The organism is Dyadobacter alkalitolerans DSM 23607, from assembly GCF_000428845.1.
GTDB lineage: Bacteria > Bacteroidota > Bacteroidia > Cytophagales > Spirosomataceae > Dyadobacter > Dyadobacter alkalitolerans.
On the sequence record NZ_AUAS01000005.1, the window covers coordinates 118,894 to 138,180 of the forward strand.

Annotated in this window: 18 protein-coding genes; 8 read left to right on the forward strand and 10 right to left on the reverse strand. The window is 45.1% G+C overall.

Annotation, left to right across the window (positions count from 1 at the left end):
* Positions 1 to 27: 27 nt before the first annotated feature.
* Entirely contained in the window at positions 28 to 612 is a 585-nt protein-coding gene (gene ruvC / locus G395_RS0111565) for a crossover junction endodeoxyribonuclease RuvC (protein ID WP_051350151.1), read from the reverse strand.
* A 7-nt stretch (positions 613 to 619) separates the two neighbouring features.
* Here ruvC and G395_RS0111575 point away from each other — a divergent pair, with 7 nt between their 5' ends.
* Positions 620 to 1,639: a lysylphosphatidylglycerol synthase transmembrane domain-containing protein gene (locus G395_RS0111575; RefSeq protein ID WP_035361122.1), complete on the forward strand. Its 1,020-nt coding sequence runs from the start codon at positions 620 to 622 to the stop codon at positions 1,637 to 1,639.
* A gap of 4 nt (positions 1,640 to 1,643) precedes the next feature.
* Positions 1,644 to 2,795 carry a glycosyltransferase gene (locus G395_RS0111580; RefSeq protein ID WP_051350126.1) on the forward strand — a complete coding sequence of 384 codons (1,152 nt, stop codon included), beginning with the start codon at positions 1,644 to 1,646 and terminating at the stop codon, positions 2,793 to 2,795.
* A 98-nt stretch (positions 2,796 to 2,893) separates the two neighbouring features.
* On the opposite strand, the gene G395_RS31120 is transcribed toward G395_RS0111580, so the two are convergent.
* The 6 genes from G395_RS31120 to G395_RS0111615 form a co-directional block, all read right to left on the reverse strand.
* Positions 2,894 to 4,030 carry an FAD-dependent monooxygenase gene (locus G395_RS31120; protein ID WP_051350127.1) on the reverse strand — a complete coding sequence of 379 codons (1,137 nt, stop codon included), beginning with the start codon at positions 4,028 to 4,030 and terminating at the stop codon, positions 2,894 to 2,896.
* 21 nt (positions 4,031 to 4,051) lie between these two features.
* Complete coding sequence (locus G395_RS31125; protein WP_051350128.1) at positions 4,052 to 5,062, reverse strand: T9SS type A sorting domain-containing protein; 1,011 nt, start codon at positions 5,060 to 5,062, stop codon at positions 4,052 to 4,054.
* Between the two features lie 37 nt (positions 5,063 to 5,099).
* A complete protein-coding gene (locus G395_RS0111595; RefSeq protein WP_026630194.1) occupies positions 5,100 to 6,224 on the reverse strand; it encodes a phage tail-like protein in 1,125 nt (374 codons plus the stop codon).
* A gap of 162 nt (positions 6,225 to 6,386) precedes the next feature.
* Complete coding sequence (locus tag G395_RS0111600; RefSeq protein WP_229204142.1) at positions 6,387 to 6,803, reverse strand: DKNYY domain-containing protein; 417 nt, start codon at positions 6,801 to 6,803, stop codon at positions 6,387 to 6,389.
* A 210-nt stretch (positions 6,804 to 7,013) separates the two neighbouring features.
* The gene (locus G395_RS0111605) at positions 7,014 to 9,104 is read right to left on the reverse strand and encodes a choice-of-anchor A family protein (RefSeq protein ID WP_026630196.1); all 2,091 of its coding nucleotides are present in this window, start codon (positions 9,102 to 9,104) and stop codon (positions 7,014 to 7,016) included.
* Positions 9,105 to 9,484: 380 nt separating this feature from the next.
* Positions 9,485 to 10,333 carry an XRE family transcriptional regulator gene (locus tag G395_RS0111615; RefSeq protein WP_229204143.1) on the reverse strand — a complete coding sequence of 283 codons (849 nt, stop codon included), beginning with the start codon at positions 10,331 to 10,333 and terminating at the stop codon, positions 9,485 to 9,487.
* A gap of 100 nt (positions 10,334 to 10,433) precedes the next feature.
* Here G395_RS0111615 and G395_RS0111620 point away from each other — a divergent pair, with 100 nt between their 5' ends.
* The 6 genes from G395_RS0111620 (at position 10,434) to G395_RS29225 (ending at position 15,491) form a co-directional block, all read left to right on the forward strand.
* Positions 10,434 to 11,351, forward strand: a complete 918-nt coding sequence (locus tag G395_RS0111620) for a MerR family transcriptional regulator (RefSeq protein ID WP_026630198.1) — start codon at positions 10,434 to 10,436, stop codon at positions 11,349 to 11,351.
* Positions 11,323 to 12,825, forward strand: a complete 1,503-nt coding sequence (crtID, locus tag G395_RS0111625; protein WP_026630199.1) for a bifunctional phytoene desaturase/3,4-desaturase — start codon at positions 11,323 to 11,325, stop codon at positions 12,823 to 12,825. The genes G395_RS0111620 and crtID overlap by 29 nt, the downstream gene beginning before the upstream one ends.
* Before the next feature lie 3 nt (positions 12,826 to 12,828).
* Positions 12,829 to 13,665 (forward strand): phytoene/squalene synthase family protein, encoded by an 837-nt coding sequence (locus tag G395_RS0111630; RefSeq protein WP_026630200.1) that lies wholly within the window; start codon positions 12,829 to 12,831, stop codon positions 13,663 to 13,665.
* Between the two features lie 69 nt (positions 13,666 to 13,734).
* Complete coding sequence (idi, locus tag G395_RS0111635; RefSeq protein ID WP_026630201.1) at positions 13,735 to 14,256, forward strand: isopentenyl-diphosphate Delta-isomerase; 522 nt, start codon at positions 13,735 to 13,737, stop codon at positions 14,254 to 14,256.
* A 39-nt stretch (positions 14,257 to 14,295) separates the two neighbouring features.
* Positions 14,296 to 14,769, forward strand: a complete 474-nt coding sequence (locus G395_RS0111640; RefSeq protein WP_026630202.1) for a sterol desaturase family protein — start codon at positions 14,296 to 14,298, stop codon at positions 14,767 to 14,769.
* The gene (locus G395_RS29225) at positions 14,766 to 15,491 is read left to right on the forward strand and encodes a lycopene cyclase domain-containing protein (RefSeq protein WP_035361127.1); all 726 of its coding nucleotides are present in this window, start codon (positions 14,766 to 14,768) and stop codon (positions 15,489 to 15,491) included. Before G395_RS0111640 ends, G395_RS29225 begins: the two co-directional genes overlap by 4 nt.
* Here the strand turns inward: G395_RS29225 and G395_RS0111650 are convergent.
* The 3 genes from G395_RS0111650 to G395_RS0111660 are packed head-to-tail and all read right to left on the reverse strand — an operon-like array spanning position 15,468 to position 19,234.
* Positions 15,468 to 16,604: an NAD(P)/FAD-dependent oxidoreductase gene (locus G395_RS0111650; RefSeq protein WP_026630203.1), complete on the reverse strand. Its 1,137-nt coding sequence runs from the start codon at positions 16,602 to 16,604 to the stop codon at positions 15,468 to 15,470. The genes G395_RS29225 and G395_RS0111650 overlap by 24 nt on opposite strands.
* Positions 16,588 to 17,283, reverse strand: a complete 696-nt coding sequence (locus tag G395_RS0111655) for a methyltransferase domain-containing protein (protein ID WP_026630204.1) — start codon at positions 17,281 to 17,283, stop codon at positions 16,588 to 16,590. Before G395_RS0111655 ends, G395_RS0111650 begins: the two co-directional genes overlap by 17 nt.
* Complete coding sequence (locus G395_RS0111660; protein WP_026630205.1) at positions 17,276 to 19,234, reverse strand: UbiA family prenyltransferase; 1,959 nt, start codon at positions 19,232 to 19,234, stop codon at positions 17,276 to 17,278. Before G395_RS0111660 ends, G395_RS0111655 begins: the two co-directional genes overlap by 8 nt.
* Positions 19,235 to 19,287: the final 53 nt, after the last annotated feature.

Consider the following 19,287-nt stretch of genomic DNA (forward strand, 5'->3'; position numbering starts at 1 on the left):
GAAAACACTAAAAATGGTTCGCTAAGGTCATTTAACGCGTTGCGGATTCTCGCTTACAAACGCGCCCCAGCCGCCTTTTTTGGATTTTTTGGAGGAGCCGGTTGAAACAGAAGCAGGTGAATTGGCGTGATATTGGTGGCAAATGGCAATCGCGATTCCGTCGGTGGCGTCCATGAATTCGCGGCTCAGTTCCATGTTCAGGATTTTTTCCAGCATATAGGCAACCTGCTCCTTGGAAGCGCTCCCGCTGCCTGTCACCGACTGTTTCACCTTTTTGGGCGAATATTCGACGATCGGAATGTCCCTGGCGAGGGCGGCTGCCATCGCCACACCTTGCGCGCGGCCAAGTTTGAGCATGGATTGCGGATTTTTGCCGTAAAATGGATCTTCAATCGCCATTTCGTCGGGCAGATATTCCTCGATGAGCTGGGTGATGCGCTCAAAGATTTTCTTTAACTTCAACTCGTGCGTAGTATATTTGCTCAGATGAATCACACCATATTGAACCAAAGTAATGTGCTGGCCTTTCACCGAAATCACCCCGTAACCCATCACCTGGGTGCCGGGATCCACTCCAATAATCACTTTTTCGGTAGCGTCGGTTTGCTGCATTTTAATCATGGTGCAAGATAAGGAACTCTCCCCTGCCAAAGAAAAAAGAAACCTGCAAAACCTCCTCTGGCTGGGCAAGCTCATCATCACGCTCCTGATCCTGAGTTACATCTACAAAACATTCCGGAATGAGCAAAAAGGCATCGGCGACGTCGGCGCTGTTTTTCATGATATTCTGGTGGTTGATCATTTCCCGATCTTGTTTATTATGCTGCTGCTGGTGCCTGTTAACTGGGCGCTGGAAAGTTTGAAATGGCAGCAACTGGCAAAAAAAGTGGTTGATATCAGCTTCCGGGACGCATTTCGGGGCACATTAACCGGCCTTGCATTTGGCGTTGCGGCCCCGGCGCAGCTTGGCGACACCATCGGGCGCGTGGCTGCATTGAAGTCGGACCGGCGGCTGGAAGCGATTGGGGCGGCGATTGTTTCCAATGGCATTCAGTTTTACATTTCCGTGGTGGCCGGTGCGTTGGGCTGGTTCCATTTGCAGGAAAAAATCGGGCTTTCTTTACAAAGCAAACAGGTGATTAATGTGCTGCTGGCGGTGGTTATTATTTCAGGAATTTTGGTTATACAGTTTCGCAAACCACTCACCAACTGGCATCCTAAGCGCAAGGTTTTCCAGAAAATGCACACTTATCTTCGCATCATCGGCAATTACGCTGCATGGGATATTGGTGTTTCTACGTTATATGGGTCGCTGCGTTACGCGGTGTTTCTGAGCCAGTTCGTCCTGGCGCTATCCCTTTTCGACTTTCCCGTTCCTGCGCTTGAACTCGCCTCTGCGGTTTCGTTGATTTTTCTGGCCAAAACGCTGATTCCGGCCATCAATGTGCTGGGTGATCTGGGGCTGAGGGAATTCACTGCTTTGCTGGTTTTTGAACAATATCATTTGCCTGCGGAAGAGATCATTGCGGCAACTTTTCTGGTCTGGATACTGAATGTGCTCGGACCGATCCTGATCGGGATTTTCCTGATCTGGAAATATAAATGGAGTAAGATGAAATTTTCAGGCTCCAATAACTAATTCAATGACAACCCATTATATAACTTCCTGGCTGATTCCCCTACTCTGGCTCGTCATTCTGAGTTACTCTGTTTTTACATTCATTCTTACCTTTTTCTGGAATCGGATCAAGCCATCTGGTGTTTTTAAGTTTGATAAACGGATCTTCATCACGGTCATTGTCCCGGTGCGGAATGAGGGGGATAACATTGGTTTGCTGCTTAATGACCTGGATAAGCAACATTTCCCGCATGAGCAATTCGAAGTGCTTGTCATGGACGACAATTCCACTGACCGGACTGCTGCGATCGTTCAGGCGCTGGCTGCCAAATCGCAGGTAAACCTTCATCTGATCCCGCTGCCCGACACGGCAACAACTTCCCCAAAAAAGCGGTCGATTGAAAAAGCCATATCACGTGCAAAGGGCAACTTAATCGTCACCACCGACGGCGATTGCCGCGTAGAATCGGGTTGGTTACAGTCTATTGCAGCCTGTTATGCGGCCACAAATGCTAAATTAATCAGTGCACCGGTCACCTTTTCTGAGGAAACAACGCTTACCGATCATTTACAGACTGTGGAATTCGCAAGCCTTATCGGCAGCGGCGCGAGTGCCATTGCGGCTGGCTATCCCTCCTTATGCAACGGGGCGAACCTGGCTTACGAAAAGAATGCGTTTATTGAAGTCGATGGATTTGAAGGCGTGCGGCACATTGCCTCGGGTGACGATGAATTTTTGATGCATAAAATCGCAGCCAAGTATCCGAAAGGGGTTCATTTCTTAAAAGATCCAAGGGCGACGGTGACGACGAAGGCGCATGATAACTGGCAGGCTTTCTTCCGGCAGCGGAAGCGCTGGGCGAGTAAGTGGAAACATTATCAAAGCAAAACACCGCTGTTATTGGCGATCTACATTTTCGCTTGCAACTTTTCGCTGATCGTAAGCGGATTGCTTTTTGCGTTCGGGCTGGTGGATGGCTACTTTTTTCTAAGCCTGTTATCTGCCAAATGCTTGCCGGAGTGGCTTTTTCTCGGCTCCGTTTTGACTTTCCTTAAAAAGCAGAAATCGATTCTCTACATTCCAATCACACAGATTATCTATCCTCTTTATGTGTGCTTTTTCGGGCTGGCAGCGCAGAAGCCCGCGTATGAGTGGAAAGGGAGGAAGTTGGTTTGAACCAAAAAAATCACTTTTGGAGTGGCATTTGGCGAGGAATAATTGAGCTGGAAAACCAACATACGCGAGCAATGCAATTTTATAAGGATGTATTGCATTCAAATTTTCAATGAAGTAACGTCTTGCAGAAAGTATTTGTCGATTACTTTCAGCGTAATCGATTGAGGTGCTACGGCCAAGGCCATATTTCTTAGGATAACGGCCATACTATTTTCCCACTGTCCCATTTTTCCTAACATCAGGCTGTCGTCCACAATTGATTTTGCCCGCGGAAACTGGATCGATTCATATAGTTGAAATGCTGTGTCTGTAATGCCATATTTTCTCATGATCTCACCTAATAAGTAAGCACCTTCAATAGCAAGACACCCGCCTTGCCCCAGATTGGGCGTAGTCGGGTGTGCTGCGTCGCCTATTAATGTGCAATTTCCCCTGGTCCAACCCCTGACGGGAATCCTGTCCGACAGGCTATCCTTAACGATGTAGTCGCTTTTGGCAATCAACTCTGAAATGGGATGGTGCCAGTAACCAAAGAGCCTTTGTAACTTTGGCTTGGTTCCTTCGGGCTCATCATCGGCCATGAATTTTTCGTTCAATGTAGCCCACCAGCCGTATCGCCCGTCCGGGAGCGGGACGATGCCTACCCGTTTACCTTTTCCATAACTTTCGCTCGCGTAATGGATTTCCGAGTTGGACGCTGCAATGCCACGCCACATATTATAACCCCGAAAAACCGGCTTCCCATCATTCATAATGCCCTGCCTCACAACAGAATTGATCCCATCGGCTCCTATCAGCGCATCGAACATTCTGGATTCGCCATTATTAAAACTGAGTTTAACTTTTCCATCACCCGTGCTTTCAAAAGATTCCAATGTATGATTCGGATAAAATGTCGCTTCCGCATGTTTGAGTAGGATTGCGTAAAGATCTGTGCGAAGCATTCCGAGTGCCGGAAGCTGATAACGCGGCTCGGTCTGGGCGAGAATTCTCCCCTTATCTGTCTTCATAAAAATCCTGGTGATTGCACTGCCTATTTCCACGACTTCCGGCAACAACCCAAGCTGCTTCAATACCCGTAATGCGTTAGGGAATAAACTGATTGCCACACCGATCTCCCTAAACTCCGGATTTTTCTCAAATATATGGCACTTAAAGCGTGAACCTTTCAGGCAAATGGCCAGGGTTAAACCTGCAATTCCGCCACCTATGATCGCAATGTCCTTTGTGTGCATTGGGTTTGGGCTGTTAGTTTCTCAATTTTTTATGATCTTCTCCGACTGCACCGTTCCATCATTCCTTGCAATGCTGATGATGTAAACGCCGGAAGGATATTTCTTAAAATCAATCTCCTTCCCGGCCATATCCCGCAGTTGCGCGTAATTAAACTCTGCTACTTTCGCGCCTGACACATTTGTAATTTTAAGATTTTCCAATGAAGACCAATCTCTGGCATTAATCGAAAGCCTGTCTACAACCGGATTCGGATGAAACGTCAGCCCCCCTTCACCTCCATAATACACGTTACGCATGCGGCTATACGCATAAGTCCCGTCCTGATCCACCATTTTCAGCCGGTAAAGATTATCGCCCTTCACCGGGCTGCTGTGCTCAAATGCATATGTCCTTGTCACATTGCTCTCTCCACCAGCCTTCACCCGACCGATCTCGCTCCAATACTTACCATTAATGCTGTGCTGGATTTCGAAATGGTCGCTATTGGTTTCCTCGGAAGTGCTCCAAGTGACTGACACTACTAGTTCATCTGTTAGCATACATTTAAAATCAATAAGTTTAACAGGAAGAACACTACCCGATGTGGTTGCGGTAATTGCCCAAAGGTCTTGGTTAACCACATCCTCCTCAATGTAGTGATTGTTTAAATCAACTATACTCTTGTTGGTTGGGACGGTAAAAACCAGATTCTCCGTTCCAAACGAAAATTGCAAAAGACTTTCATCATTACCATTCAATTCAGAAGGATCATAACGCATCCCGATTTTTCCGGTGAATGGAGTTTTACTATCAACCTTGTAAATACGGTTTATACTTGGATGAGGTGTACCAACCATTGTCGACTCCAAATGACTAATTTCCTTGTTTATCAGATTTATAGCAGAAGCCGGTGTCAATGACAATCCGTCTATATGAACGGTTGCACCGCTCTGGATTAAAATGCTGTTCCCTTGTATTTTGATCTGCGCATAACTTTGAATTGTTGTGAATAGACAAGCTGTAACGCCTAAAAATGTCTTATAGTAATTCATAATTTAAAGCAATTAAACGTTGTAGGATTATTGGCGTTCACTGTTGCTTTGTTACTAAACGCCCTGTAAAGTAAACATGGGTATTATTGAACGCCAGTTTCGCAGTTGGTAAGTTGTATTGTTGAACACGCAAGTCAATCTGATCTCCCACTTCCAAAGCAACGTCAGTAGTGATTGACATGTTAGAGGAGTTTTCAACCGCCGCTGCCCTAATCTCCGTCACATCTCCATTTCTGGTTCTAAAAAGAAAAAGTGTACTATTTACACCAGACGTTGACCAAGCAACAGTAGCATTAAAATTGTAAATCCCTTTTTGAGGAGCGATAAATGTACTATGAGGAGATTGATTTAAATCATTGTAATTCCCGGACAGATCGTATTCCTCGTTTGCAAACGCTACTTTCACTTTGGTATTTGCAGGTATATTCACGCTTCCTCCACCAGCAACTCCGCTCGCCGCGAAGGTGACCACATCACTATTTACAGAATTCTGCCAAGTCGCAAATCCACTACCATCGGAAGTAAGCACTTTTCCAGCGCCAGGATTTTGCCCAGGCCCTGCAATTCTCATTCGTCCACTAACATCAAGCGCCATAGCGTTCACTGTCGCCGAGGAGGCAAGAACTCCTACTCCATTCTGAAATGTATGTCCAACAACACCCTTACCAAAAAAAGTAGATCCATGAATACCAATTCCATAATTCGCCGTTGACTGTATCGCAATTGCATCAGTATTTAGGGCGCCATTCTCCAGATAAAATGCTGCCCCATTTAGGCTTGTCGTATTAAGAGATGGAAAGGTCAAACCTCCACCGGACAATCCGGTCCAAGATGGATTCCCAGGCGTTCCCGCATTATAATAGAATCCTGCTTTCCCTAATCCTGCATTCGTATTGTAAATAAGCAATGCCGTGGCCGGATTTGGAATCGTTGCGTTATCCGTCAATGATTGAAGCGAGATTCTTGGAATAAGCAATCCCTTATTTGTTCCTGCCACTTCGAGCGAGGCGCTTGGATCTGGGTTATTTGTGTTTATGCCTACGCTTTGTGAAAAAGCGTTTTGCCCTGCGCATAGGAACGCAAATGCGACGACAGCGGTCTTGAACTTTCGATAGACTTGCTTTCCCGCCCGAATGTGTAAGTGTAGAGTCCTGTTTCTCATAGTTTAATCTGTTTTTTTAGCATAATGAATGTGCATGGCCTGGGGCGATGCGCTTATTTGAGCTTAATTTTCTGGATTTATTCGCAGAGGAAAGCAATCCAATGAGCCTGAGGTGAGGTTGAGTTATTTAAGGGTTGAGATTTACGGTGAGCGGAAAACGTGTCAATTCTCATTTTCCGGATCGTTTGGGAGCACCCTTGCTTGGTCGTAAACATGGTTTTTATCCTCGCCACGATATTGCCCTGTCGCTTTGAATGAGCCGGGGTCGGCGCCGGGAACAGTATATCCTCGATAGTATACTTGTTTATGATCACGGGCGTAATAAGAACTGCTTACATAGCCGGGAACGTCGGTGTTCAGCCGTACTATCTCGAATGTCGCCGCATCGACATCTATCAGCTCCTTAATCGAAGCATTCATTAATCCACCATAATAATAGACCCTGTGATCTCTTGTGTGATAGCCTGCGGGTGTGAGCGCACCGGGCTTGAAAACGCCTTTTTTATAAGAACATCCAATGCATTTTGAACAAATCCATACAAGACAAATAACCACCAATATGCCAAGCAGATATCTCATTTCTTCATAAAAGTTAGATGAATCAATAAGGTTATCGCATTTGTCCATAGCCTCAAAATCCGATGATTTTCCGGCTGGCGCCATTGAGGGATAGGTCGTTGCTGGTTGCTAAGAACAAAAAAGCCAAGCGCGTGGCCCGGGCACAAAAAAAAGGCTGTCTCAAAACGAGACAGCCTTTTCCTGATCACATAACGCTATATAAACTCTTACTTATTTTTTCAGGATCTTGGAAGAATATGCGCCTTCTTGATTCACAATGTTTACAATGTACAAACCCGTTGCGTAAGACTGAACATTTACTTTGAGCTCTGTCTGGTTTTGGGTGGGCGTGGCTTGGTAAACGCGTTTTCCATTTAATGTCAGAATTTCGAATTTCTTCACTGGTGAGTAACTTTTCACCGTCACTTCGTCCTGCGTTGGATTCGGGTAAAAACCTACTGCAAGCCTTGCATCGCATGTTCCGGCCTCGACGCTGCGGATCGCACTATATTCAAACGTTTCATCATTATCTACTTGTTGCAGGCGATAATAATAAAATTTCGAAGGAGCCGATTCTCTGCTGTAAGGGGCGTCGCTGTATGTATATGTATCCTGCGTTGCGCTGTAATTAATGCGGTTGAGTGAGGTAAAGTTTTTAGCATCCGTCGAGCGCTCCACTACAAAGTGTGAGAAGTTTTTCGCTTCGGTAACTGCCCATTTTAACTGCACGTCGCAATTTTCATTTTTTGCTGTAAAGCTTGCCAATGTTACAGGCAATGCGCCTGTTGGTGGAGGTGTTGTGAAGCACTTTCCGTCAGGGGTAGACGTCGGGTATGAAACTTCTACGATCTTCCAGGGAGTAACAGTTATCCTTACTTTTGCGCCTTCGTTGAGGATCAATGAATAGCGATCGGTAACTTCTACCCACTTTTCGCCATCCTTTTCCCAACCCGGCCAAGCCATTCCCGCTCCGTTCTCGTCCACCGCTGCGCCCGGGAATAAAATACTGCCTTTCAATGGTAACTCACTGTTTTCCTGGATAATGCTTGCGTCAGAATTGATCCATTCTATTTTCGCAGTCTCTCCGCTTGCAGGGTAATTTGGTGTTATTGTATATTCCAACCATGGCGCATTGTTAATGCACTTTGATACAACGGTCACTTCGATCGCTTTTTCGACCGGCTCAGGAATGGAAGGCAAAAATGGCCAGAAATGAACTTCATCGCGGGTGTGTACAAAGCTTTTGGCAATGATCTGTCCGTTGATATTTCCATTGTTTTCTTTGATCAAATTGGCACAGGGAGCGAAAATGGTCCCGTGGATCGGCGTGTTGCCGCCTAACATCAATTTGTCGGTCGCATCCGGGAAGTTGTAGATCACGTAGCTTCCTTGCGGATCGGACAACCCGCCCACGCTTGGGAAGTTAATGATTGGATTGTTACCCTTCGACGCCGCAAATGTTGGGAAGTCTACAATGTTGATAATCAATGCAAATGGACCTGTATAGCTTCCATCTCCCAGTTGCGGGCCTTGTGGGATATGTTCGATGTTTGTGTTTCCGATTCTATCCCAAACTGCTGCTGAAACGGTCAGGACATTGATCTTGTTCGGGTCAACGATGATCTTTGGGTTATTCCCGATTTTCGAAGGGTCCAGGTAAGGTCCTGTTTCCATTCCCGTAATGATATTCCCATTCTGATCGCGGATCGCCAGGTTGTCTTTCATGTCTCTCAGCTGGTTCGAGCGCTTCATGAAAGTGGTGAAAGCTCCATCTATATCGATCTGATCGCTGCCTGTCCCGAACACGTTCTGGCAAATCGGATTCTCACTATCGCTTACTTTCGGAGACCAGGTATTTACATTGGCATTGATCGTAATGTTTGGCGTATCGCTGTAATTGGCTGTGCTTCCCGTAATCCGGATGGTCGACTCCGCATTGTTATTATCCTTATACCAGACACGCAAAGGCGTTGCGACATTGGCATCTGCCGGTGCACACTGCCCGATTTTCAGATAATTGTCGCCATTGATGGTAAGGCTTCCGCTATTGAGCTTCACCCCGCCCCGCACAGCCAGCCCGATTGACGCACCACCCACAAAGAATACGCCATGATTTTTATTAAAGCTGATCTGATATTGATTAGTAGTCAGATTACCGCCTATGGCAACAGGACCTTCCGTTTCATTGGAGATAAAAGTTGCATCACCTTTTACGAAGATATTAAATCGCTTAGCGGCTGCGGTTGGGCTTTGCGCCCGGGCATCATTCAAATTAAATATGACAGATGCGAGGAGGGTTACGAGTAAAAGTTTGGCAGACATTGTTGAGTTACTTTTAATTACTCAACGAAAGTAGCCGACGGCAAAAAGTTTGTAATTCTTTTTGTGACAACCCGGTGAATGCTTGGGGTGATTTCTGAAAATTCAGGGGTTTCCAAAAATCATAAATTGTACTTTCCCCATATCACCGCAATCGACTCAACAACTAAATTGAACCCTGCTGCTATTTATTTATTCTCCCAAAACACGCATTATTTCTACAAAAACCAACTTGAATACATGCAATAGCGGACTTTGATTTACACTACTTCTACATTCAAATCAAATCGATCCGCTTTAATCGTTGTCTAACATTATAACGATTCCCATAATGGCATTTACATACTTACACCACTTTGTGCTTGCGTATGTTCGTTACCCAATTATTTGGATGCAGGGCGTCCCTTTATTTCTTTGATCTCATTCTGCATTTCCTGCAACATTTTCATCAGCTGTTGCATGTCTGTTTGCGGCTCAGGAAGCTGCTTGCTGTGGAAGCTGTAATATTCCCAAAGCTCGATCACTTCTGAAAGTGGGACGGTGTAAGCGAAATATTGCTTGTTAAACGATTGCAGCAACATGGTGCCATCCTTATTAATGGTAACCTGTTTGAAAACAAAATCCTGGTCACCTTTTAAGATAACAATACAAGGTGTCTCCGGCCGGATCGTGGTCCAGTCCTGAACATATTTTGTAATGATATCACTTCCTTCCGGAACCGGTAACATGGAATCACCAATGGTTGGGAACATCCTGAATGTGCCATTTTTGGGAAGCGTAGGCAAGCTGAACCTTGGTAAGGTGGCCAGAAATTCAGGGTCGCTGTAACCCGAGCGGTAACCTGCTTTGGCCTGCACGGGAACGTACTCAATGTTTTCCTTCTCCTCGCGGTCCACGGTTATGGCAAGCACACGAATGTTATCGCCTTTCATAAAGAGTTCGCTGCCTTCTTCCAGGTCTTTCACTTTTTGTTCCGAGAGCTTGCTTAGGTCGATTTTAAGCAAACTATCAATGCTCATTCTGAAAAACTCAGAAAAATGGATCAGATCGTCAATAGTTGGATTGGCGGTACGGCCACTTTCATGCGCATTCAATTTCACCCTTGTAATCCCCAAACGCTCAGCCAATGCTTCCTGACTCAGTTTCAGGCGTGAACGAAGGAATCTGATGTTCACCGGCCAATAAATCTCCTGATTTCTCATAACGTGAATGATATCTTGTAAATCAATCATATGATATTAATAATATCAAAAGTAGCAGCATTTTTTTATTTTCCTACAAAATATGGCTAAAATAATTTTGTTTAACTATTTTTGAAAAACGTTAAACAAAATGTCGTCATATTCTATCAAAGACCTCGAACGGATCAGCAACATGAAAGCGCACACCATTCGCATGTGGGAGCAGCGTTATGGCTTGCTCGAACCCGACAGGACGGATACCAATATCCGGTCCTATAATGATGACCAGGTTAAGAAGCTGCTGAATGTCTGCACGTTGCTGGACAGGGGAATGAAAATTTCGAAGATCGGCAAGCTTTCAAAATCTGAAATGGCGAGTGAGATTGAGAAGGTCATTCACGATTCTTTTCAGGGCGATGTGCATGTGGAAGCGATCATTAACCAGGCACTCATCGGCATCACAACTTTTAATGTTCCGCTTTTTGACGAGATCTTTTCAAATGCTGTAAAAAGGTTTGGTCTGAAAAAGACCTATATAAAGATCCTGTATCCGCTGCTCGTCCGGACGGGCTTAATGTGGGTAAAGGACGATCTGCTTCCTTCGCAGGAACACTTTTTATCCAACCTTATCAGACAAAAACTTTTTGCGGCCATAGACGCGTTGCCCATGGCCGAGCATGCGGACCAGAAATGGATCCTGTTTTTAAATGAAGAAGAAGATCATGAGATAGGCCTGCTTTTTGCCTATTACATGATCAGGCAGATGGGAAAGGAAGTGGTTTATCTGGGCGCTCGGGTTCCTTTCAGAGATCTTTCACCGGTTATTTCAGGCTGCAAGCCAACGCACGCATATTCTTTTTTTGTTCGCAATCAATTTGATGATCAGATAGAAACACTCCTGGGGAATCTCACAACTGAGTTTCCGCAAATAAATGTCTGCGTCTCCGGAGGCAGTGAAAAATTAAAGAAAATTGCCTCTAAAAAAGGAGTTATCTTGATAGAAACAATTGAAAATCTGACTGATATTCTTATCTCTCCCAATGCACAACGGACGCCTACCCAAATCTGATAAATCACACGAAATTGCAGTCATCGGCTCGGGTTTCGCGGGCATGGCGGCGGCCGCAATGCTGGCCGAAAGCGGGAATGAGGTCACAGTTTTTGAAAAAAATTGCAGCATAGGAGGCCGCGCACGCACGTTTTCTCAGGACGGTTTCGTCTTTGACATGGGGCCGAGCTGGTACTGGATGCCGGATGTTTACGACAGCTTCTTCTCGCTGTTTGGCAAATCCACTTCTGATTTCTACGAATTAAAGAAACTGGATCCGGGCTTTGCCGTCATCTTCGAAAACGAGGTAATGGACATTCCAGCCAACTTCGATGCGGTTTGTGAGCTTTTCGAAAGCATTGAAACGGGCAGCGCCGACCAGCTCAGGAAATTCATTGCAGAAGGAGAATTCAAATATACAGTGGGCATGAATGACATGGTTTACAAGCCGGGACATTCGGTTACCGAGTTTTTCAGCCTGAAATTATTCAAAGACGCGCTCAAACTCCAACTATTTACGTCGTTCAGTAAGCATGTTAGGCGTTATTTCAAAGATCCGAGGCTGCTTGCACTGATCGAATTTCCAGTGCTATTCCTGGGTGCAATGCCGAAGGACACACCTGCCCTTTACAGCCTGATGAACTTTGCAGGCCTTAAACAAGGCACATTCTATCCGATGGGTGGTTTTGGAAAAGTGGCGGATTCGTTCAGGCAAATTGCCGAGAATGCTGGCGTTAATTTTTTAACCTGCCAGAACATTGAAAAGCTTGAAGTGACTTCCGACGTCATCAGTCATTTACATACCAACAAAAAGAGCATAAGGACGGATGCAGTAATCGGAAGTGCTGATTATCATCACATTGAACAGGATTTATTGGGTAAAAATCATCGCACATATGATGAGGCATATTGGGAAAACAGGACGTTTGCCCCATCCTGCCTGCTATTTTATTTAGGTGTAAATAAGAAAATTGATAAGCTCCGGCATCACAACCTGTTTTTCGACGAGCACTTTGACCAGCACGCCGTTGAAATTTACAAAGACAAAAAATGGCCTGAGCGACCGTTATTTTACGTCTGCTGCCCGTCGAAAACGGACCCGTCCGTTGCGCCGGAGGGAAGTGAGAATTTATTCGTACTGATGCCCATTGCCATCGATCTGGATGATCCTGATTCGATCCGGGAAAAGTATTTTGACGTACTTATGGATAGGCTCGAAAAATTTGCGGGCGAGGACATCAGATCAAATGTGGTTTACAAGAAGAGTTATTCTGTGTCGGATTTCATCAGTGATTACAATGCCTATAAAGGAAATGCCTACGGACTTGCCAACACGCTGATGCAGACGGCCATATTCAAACCTAAACTTAGAAGCAGCAAGGTTAAAAACCTTTTTTATGCTGGTCAGCTGACTGTTCCCGGGCCTGGCGTTCCTCCTTCGATCATCTCGGGTCGCATTGCGGCTACTGAACTTCAAAAATACCTAAACAAGTAAGTCATGAAAAGCTTATACGACAACCTTTCCGCGACATGCAGCAAAACAACCACACAACTATATAGTACGTCGTTTTCGCTGGGCATTTATTTCTTAAAACCGGCTTTGCGGGCACCCATTTACGGCATTTACGGCTTTGTGAGGCTTGCAGATGAAATTGTGGATAGTTTTCATGACTACAACAAGGAGTTCATGATGAACAAAATCCGTCAGGATACGGTGGAAGCGCTCCGCGACGGGATCAGTATCAATCCGATCCTGAACAGTTTCCAGCATGTTGTAAAAAAGTATAACATTGAATGGGAGCTGATTGACACGTTTTTGAAGAGCATGGAAATGGATCTGATGAAGAAGGAATATACTTCGGATTCCTATAATGAATACATTCTGGGTTCTGCGGAAGTGGTTGGTTTAATGTGCCTTAGGGTTTTTACAGAAGGGAATCAGCAGCAGTTCGATGAACTCAAACCGTTCGCTATGAAACTGGGATCCGCGTTCCAGAAAGTAAATTTCCTGCGCGACCTGAAAGCGGATTACGTGGATCTTGGCCGCACTTATTTCCCAGGCGTGAATTTTGATCATTTTTCGAGCAAAGAAAAAGAAAAGATCCAGCAGGAGATTGAAGAGGAATTTGAGCAGGCGCTGATCGGCATTAAGCGGCTCCCGAGCGGTGCACGGCGTGGCGTTTATCTGGCTTATTATTATTACAAAAAACTTTTCCTGCGGATTAAGGAAACACCGCCTGAAAAAGTAATGAACGCACGAATCAGGATTCCGGACCATGATAAGGTAGGACTCATGTTTCGTTCGTTGGTAAGGCATCAGTTCGACCTTTTATGACGTTTTTTTGTTAGTTAAAAAAAGGAGCTGAACATTGGACTGTTGGCCATGAACCTAAAACCCGATTTTATGACTGATCAAGTTGTGCTGGTGAATGAAGACGATATGGAAATTGGCTTGATGCCAAAGTTAGAGGCGCATCAAAAGGGCGTTCTGCATCGTGCATTCTCAGTTTTTATTTTTAATTCAAATGGTGAAATGCTTTTGCAGCAAAGGGCTTTCGGGAAATATCATTCGGAAGGGCTTTGGTCCAATACGTGTTGCAGCCACCCGCTTCCTGCCGAATCCGCGCATCATGGAGCGGTGAGGAGGCTTTCGGAAGAGATGGGCATTTCAGCCGATTTGCAGTTTCTTTTCACATTCCAATATCGCGTTAAACTCGAAAACGGGCTGACAGAAAACGAACTCGACCACGTCTTCTGGGGCATTTCAGACGACGAGCCGAACATCAATGTGAGTGAGGCGAATGATTTTAAATACATGCAAATGGCTGATATTAAGGCAGATATAAACCAGAACCCGGAGGCTTACACCGAGTGGTTCAAGATTTGTTTCGCCGAAGTAGCCGACAAAATAAAACCAAAACAATAGCCGACGGCCACTGCCGGAAGCTGACAGCTTGAATTTACAATGAGTCCCTGGATAGTAAATACATTGATCGTACTGGCCGCTTTTATTGGCATGGAATGTGTGGCGTGGATTGCTCATAAATACTTGATGCACGGCGCCTTATGGTTTTTGCACCACGATCATCACCAGCGTGATGACGGCGATTTTTTTGAGAAAAATGATTACTTCTTTGCCATCTTCGCCACGCCAGGCATACTCTGCCTTTTATTTGGTGTAAATCAAGGATTTAATCATTTTTTCTGGATCGGACTGGGCATTACGATTTACGGTTTCACCTATTTTCTGGTGCACGACATCTTCATTCACCAGCGCTTTAAAATGTTCCGTAACACGGATTCGGTTTATCTGAAAGCCATCCGTCGTGCGCACAAAATGCACCATAAGCACCTTGGAAAGCATCAGGGCGAATGTTTTGGGATGCTCTGGGTGCCGCTAAAATATTTCCGGGAAGCGAAAAACACGGCGTCCAAATGAATTTCCTATATCTGCTCGTCGATCTTGGTGCCATTGCTGTTCCGTTGCTGTTTTCTTTTCATCCTAAAATTCAGCTGTATAAAAGATGGCATTTGCTTTGGCCGGCGATTATTCTTTCATTGATTCCTTTCGTGATATGGGACAGCTATTTTACAACAATCGCCGTGTGGGGATTTACACCGAAATATCTCGTAGGCACTTACCTGTTTGGGCTTCCTATTGAAGAAATCCTGTTTTTCATCTGCATTCCTTACGCATGCCTTTTCACTTATTATTGCTTCCGGATCTATTTCGGAACTGATTATAAGCTTAAAAACGAGAATTTAATTACGGCCATCTTCCTGTGTTTCACATTGGCCATGGGCGTAACTTTTTACGATCGTTACTATACATCCTGGACCGCAGTTGGGCTGGTGGCGTTTCTATTATTTCTGAAATTTATTGTCAAACCGCGCTGGCTGAGCCTGTTCTATTTCTCGCACATGTTCCTGCTGATCCCTTTCTTCATCGTAAACGGGATTCTAACAGGATCAGGACTGGACGAGCCGGTTGTTTGGTATAATAATGCGGAAAATATGGGTATCCGGATATTTACGATCCCTTTTGAGGACATCTTTTATGGCATGTTAATGTTGCTTCTGAACACGTTCCTATTCGAATATCTGCTTTCCAAATACCCCGTTCCAGAGAAGAAAAACTTAGAAACGGTCTCCGTGGGTTAAGGACACAAGCTTGTTCAAAACGCCCGGGAAATTGTTTAAAGCTCTCAGGGCCAGATCGGTTGTAGTCCTTTTCCCGAACAATCCCTGCAAATAATAACCGGCTGTAATTCTGCGTCCAAATGCGTGGTCCCATGCTTTTTTGTAGTTAGCCGAGACGCTGTCAATACTTTGCTTTTTCTCAAAATACAGGATCAGTTCAGTGGCCAGGATTTTGGAAGCGCGCATACCCATGCTCATGCCGTTGCCGCAGAGCGGCGTGATAGAACCCGCCGCGTCACCAAGGAGGAAGACGCCGTCTGTTTGTGTCTGTTTCCTGGAAAAATGAATGTTGCTGATCACTAACGGATGTTTGTTAACAAATTCAGCCTGGGTAAAATATGCTTTGAGAAAAGAATTTTTGTGCAAAACGTTGGCCTCCATTTCCTGAATGTCCTTGCCATTTTCCTGCAAGTTTCGGGAGGTGGTCAGATAGCACAGGCAATGCAAGTCCTGATCCACTTTTGAAACCCCGCAATAGCCGTCTTTAAAATTGTGCAGTTCAATGCGGTCAGGTGCCAGATCGGTTTTAATGTGGTATTTCACACCGATATAATTGTTAATCTCCTGCCCGGCATCCGTTGCGTTGCGCGCCAGGAACTGCGGGGTATATTTTCCATAACTGCCGCACAGCACGCCAATATTGAAATTCCCATTGGAAGATTTAACTACAAAACCTTCATTACCAATCCTTTCCAGTCCATTTACCTTACAATGTTCAAGAACAGCGACGCCTTTTGCGGCAGCAATGCTTGCAAGTGCGTGGTCAAGGCTAAATCTGCTGATTCCGAACCCTCCCATTTGCAAGGTATGTTCAAGCATAAATCCCTTTTCTGAACTGATTCCGAGCTTGTTAATGATGGGTAAATTGAGTTCATCCAGATTCAACCCCAGGCTTTTGATAAAATCCCAGCTCTCCATGGAAATGTACTCCCCGCAAACCTTATGAAAAGGATATTGATTTTTTTCAAACAAAACCACCGAAACACCCCTGTCCGCAAGCTGGATAGCCAGGCAAAGGCCGGCTAATCCGCCGCCAATAATGCCGCAATCGTAGGTTTTAGCTTGCGTTTCCATAAACAATCACTTCATGTCGGAATGCCCATTTGTTTCGAACAGAATATTTGACGGCTCCGGCTTTGTTCAGGATTGCCAACCATTCTGCCCTCTTAAACCCCCGCAAAACCGACAGCGGTGCATCGTTTTTGACCAAATAAGATTTAGAAAACAGTTGCGTAAGCCATTTAATGGAGTAGTAAGCCAGAGGATTTCTTTCCAGATCATTAATAACCAAAACCGCCTTGCTAGCCAATGCAAACCGCACAAGATCAATGAGTTGTTCTTCTGTTAGATGATGGCAAAAGAGACAAGCATGGATAATGTCGACCTGTTTTAAATGGCTGAAAATATGCCGGTAATCGTCACAAATCAATTTGACCGGCGCTGTTTTCAGATTTTCCTCTGCATAGGCAATGCAAACGGGCTTAATGTCAACGCCATATAAATCCAGCGCATAGCCCTCATTTTTGTTCCAATTGTCAATGCGCTTTAATGTGTCGCCGCCGCCGCATCCGATATCAACGAGAATATGAGATTTTCCCGGCTTAATGACCTTTTTTAGCGCGTTAAAGGAAATGTTGTATCCACCCAGCCAATGATTAATGAAGTCAAGTTCCCTTAAATTCTGGAACAAGTCGGCCGATGGGATATCCTCCTGATCAAGCAGCTCCTTATCCTGGCTGCGGTGTTTAAACATAACGCAGCTGCATCGTTTCAATGCTTACTCCTGGCCCGAATGCCGCCGCAAAAATTCTGTTGCCTATATTTTCCGGCTTAGCCTTTTCAAGGACTTGCTTCAATACAAATAAGACCGTAGGAGATGACATATTTCCGAAATTTCTGAGCACATCGTAAGTGGCTGCCAGACAGCCCTTGTCCAGCTCCAAAGCAGCGACAAAATCATCCACAATGCGCTTTCCACCCGGATGAACAGCCCAATGTTTAAATGCATCCGGCGCAAGCCCGATCTTTTCCATCATCGGCTTTATGTTTTTCCGGATCAGGTCAGGCACGTAAGAAGTCAAGTTCATAATAAAGCCTGTTTCCGACAACTGCCAGGCCATATCGGCATACCCATTATGCAGTATCAAGGAATTGAATGCATCGATCTCAACGTGATGCGCATAATCCGATCCCGCCTCGGCAGTAACCAAAACCGCTGCCGCACCGTCTCCGAAGATCAGGTTGGACAGCAGGTAATCATCATTATATCGCTTCTGAAAATGTATTGTGCAAAGCTCGGTGCAGACGATCAGCACTTTGGCACCCGGCTGGCTTCTGCAAATGGCATCTGCGTTTTTGAGCGCAATAATAGCGGCATTGCATCCCATAAAATTTACGCTGCTGCGCTGTATGGCAGGATTCAGATCCAGGTCCCGCATCAGCTCCACTTCAAGGCCGGGCGCAAACAGGCCTGTGCAAGTCACTGTTATCAAGTGAGTTAATTTGCGTTTGATCTCAGTAAACCCCTTCATTTTCTCGACAGCACTTATGGAAAGTTTTGTGGCATGCTGCTGATAAAGCTGCATACGCTTGGTCAATGTCGGTTCCGGCAGTAATGTGGCTGTTTTGTTAAAAAACTGATAATCTTCCGGCGCTTTATCAAAATCGGCAATCACAGAATACCGGTTTGCTATGCCAGTTTTCCCCGCTACTACCTTGATCTTTCTCTTATTGGTAATGTCTTCTGTCGAATTCATGTAAAATGAAGTCAACGTTTCCTGCGAGTAACAATGTTCGGGAACGGCTGTCTCAATAGCAGATATATAACTCAAAGGGATTCTGTTAATTACAATTAAAATAATGAAACAACTGTTCATGCAGATGGCTGCTATCCAGTTCATCCGCATGGTATTCCTGAAATTCGCCTCACTCCTATCCTTCAAAACCAGGTAAAACCAATAGCCGAAATAAAGGACGATCGGCAGGAAGAACACCTGAATAATATAAAAAACCATTCCAAGGCCTTTCGATGTAAAGTACAAATAATAAAATACATTGCACAGCAGAAACATCGCCGCCGTAAACAGAAATGTGCCCCTGTAACCCAGCTTATAGCTTAATGTTACGACGCCATCTTTCAGGTCCTGCTGGTGCTGATAAACCTGCGTAAGCGGATAAACGCCGGCAATTTGAAAAGAACAGGCCAATAGCACATAAATATGCTCTCTACTCAACATCAGCGCACTTTCTGAAACGCCCGCAATGGACATATAGTAGGTAAACGCACCCTGGAAAATTACAACAGTCAGAAACCCGACAACCGGATATTTTTTCAGCCTGATCTGCCGTGAACTATATGCCCGCGACGCCGCAATGTAAAGTACCAGGCAAAAAGCGAACAATGTATTTACGAAAAGGAGCGCTAAAACGATCGCGGTAAAATCCAGAAACATGGTGAGGTAAAAAAGTGCGACCGTAGGCATAGGAGGCTTTTCGAGCCCGCCAACGCTCCCTTCGTCCCTATCCACATAACTGTTGTAACCATTACTAGCCGGGTAAATCAGCAGATGAATGATCAAAAAAGCGAAGAGTGCATGATGATGCACAACCGTATCTGCCTGACTGTAAGCAAACAGAAACAACGGCATCAGGAAAAAAGAAAAAGGAATGCGCAGAAGTTTAATTGTATTTCCATCTATGCCCATGGCCTAATTTAAGAAAAAAATTTTTGAACATTTGAGGCTGTCACAGATACAAT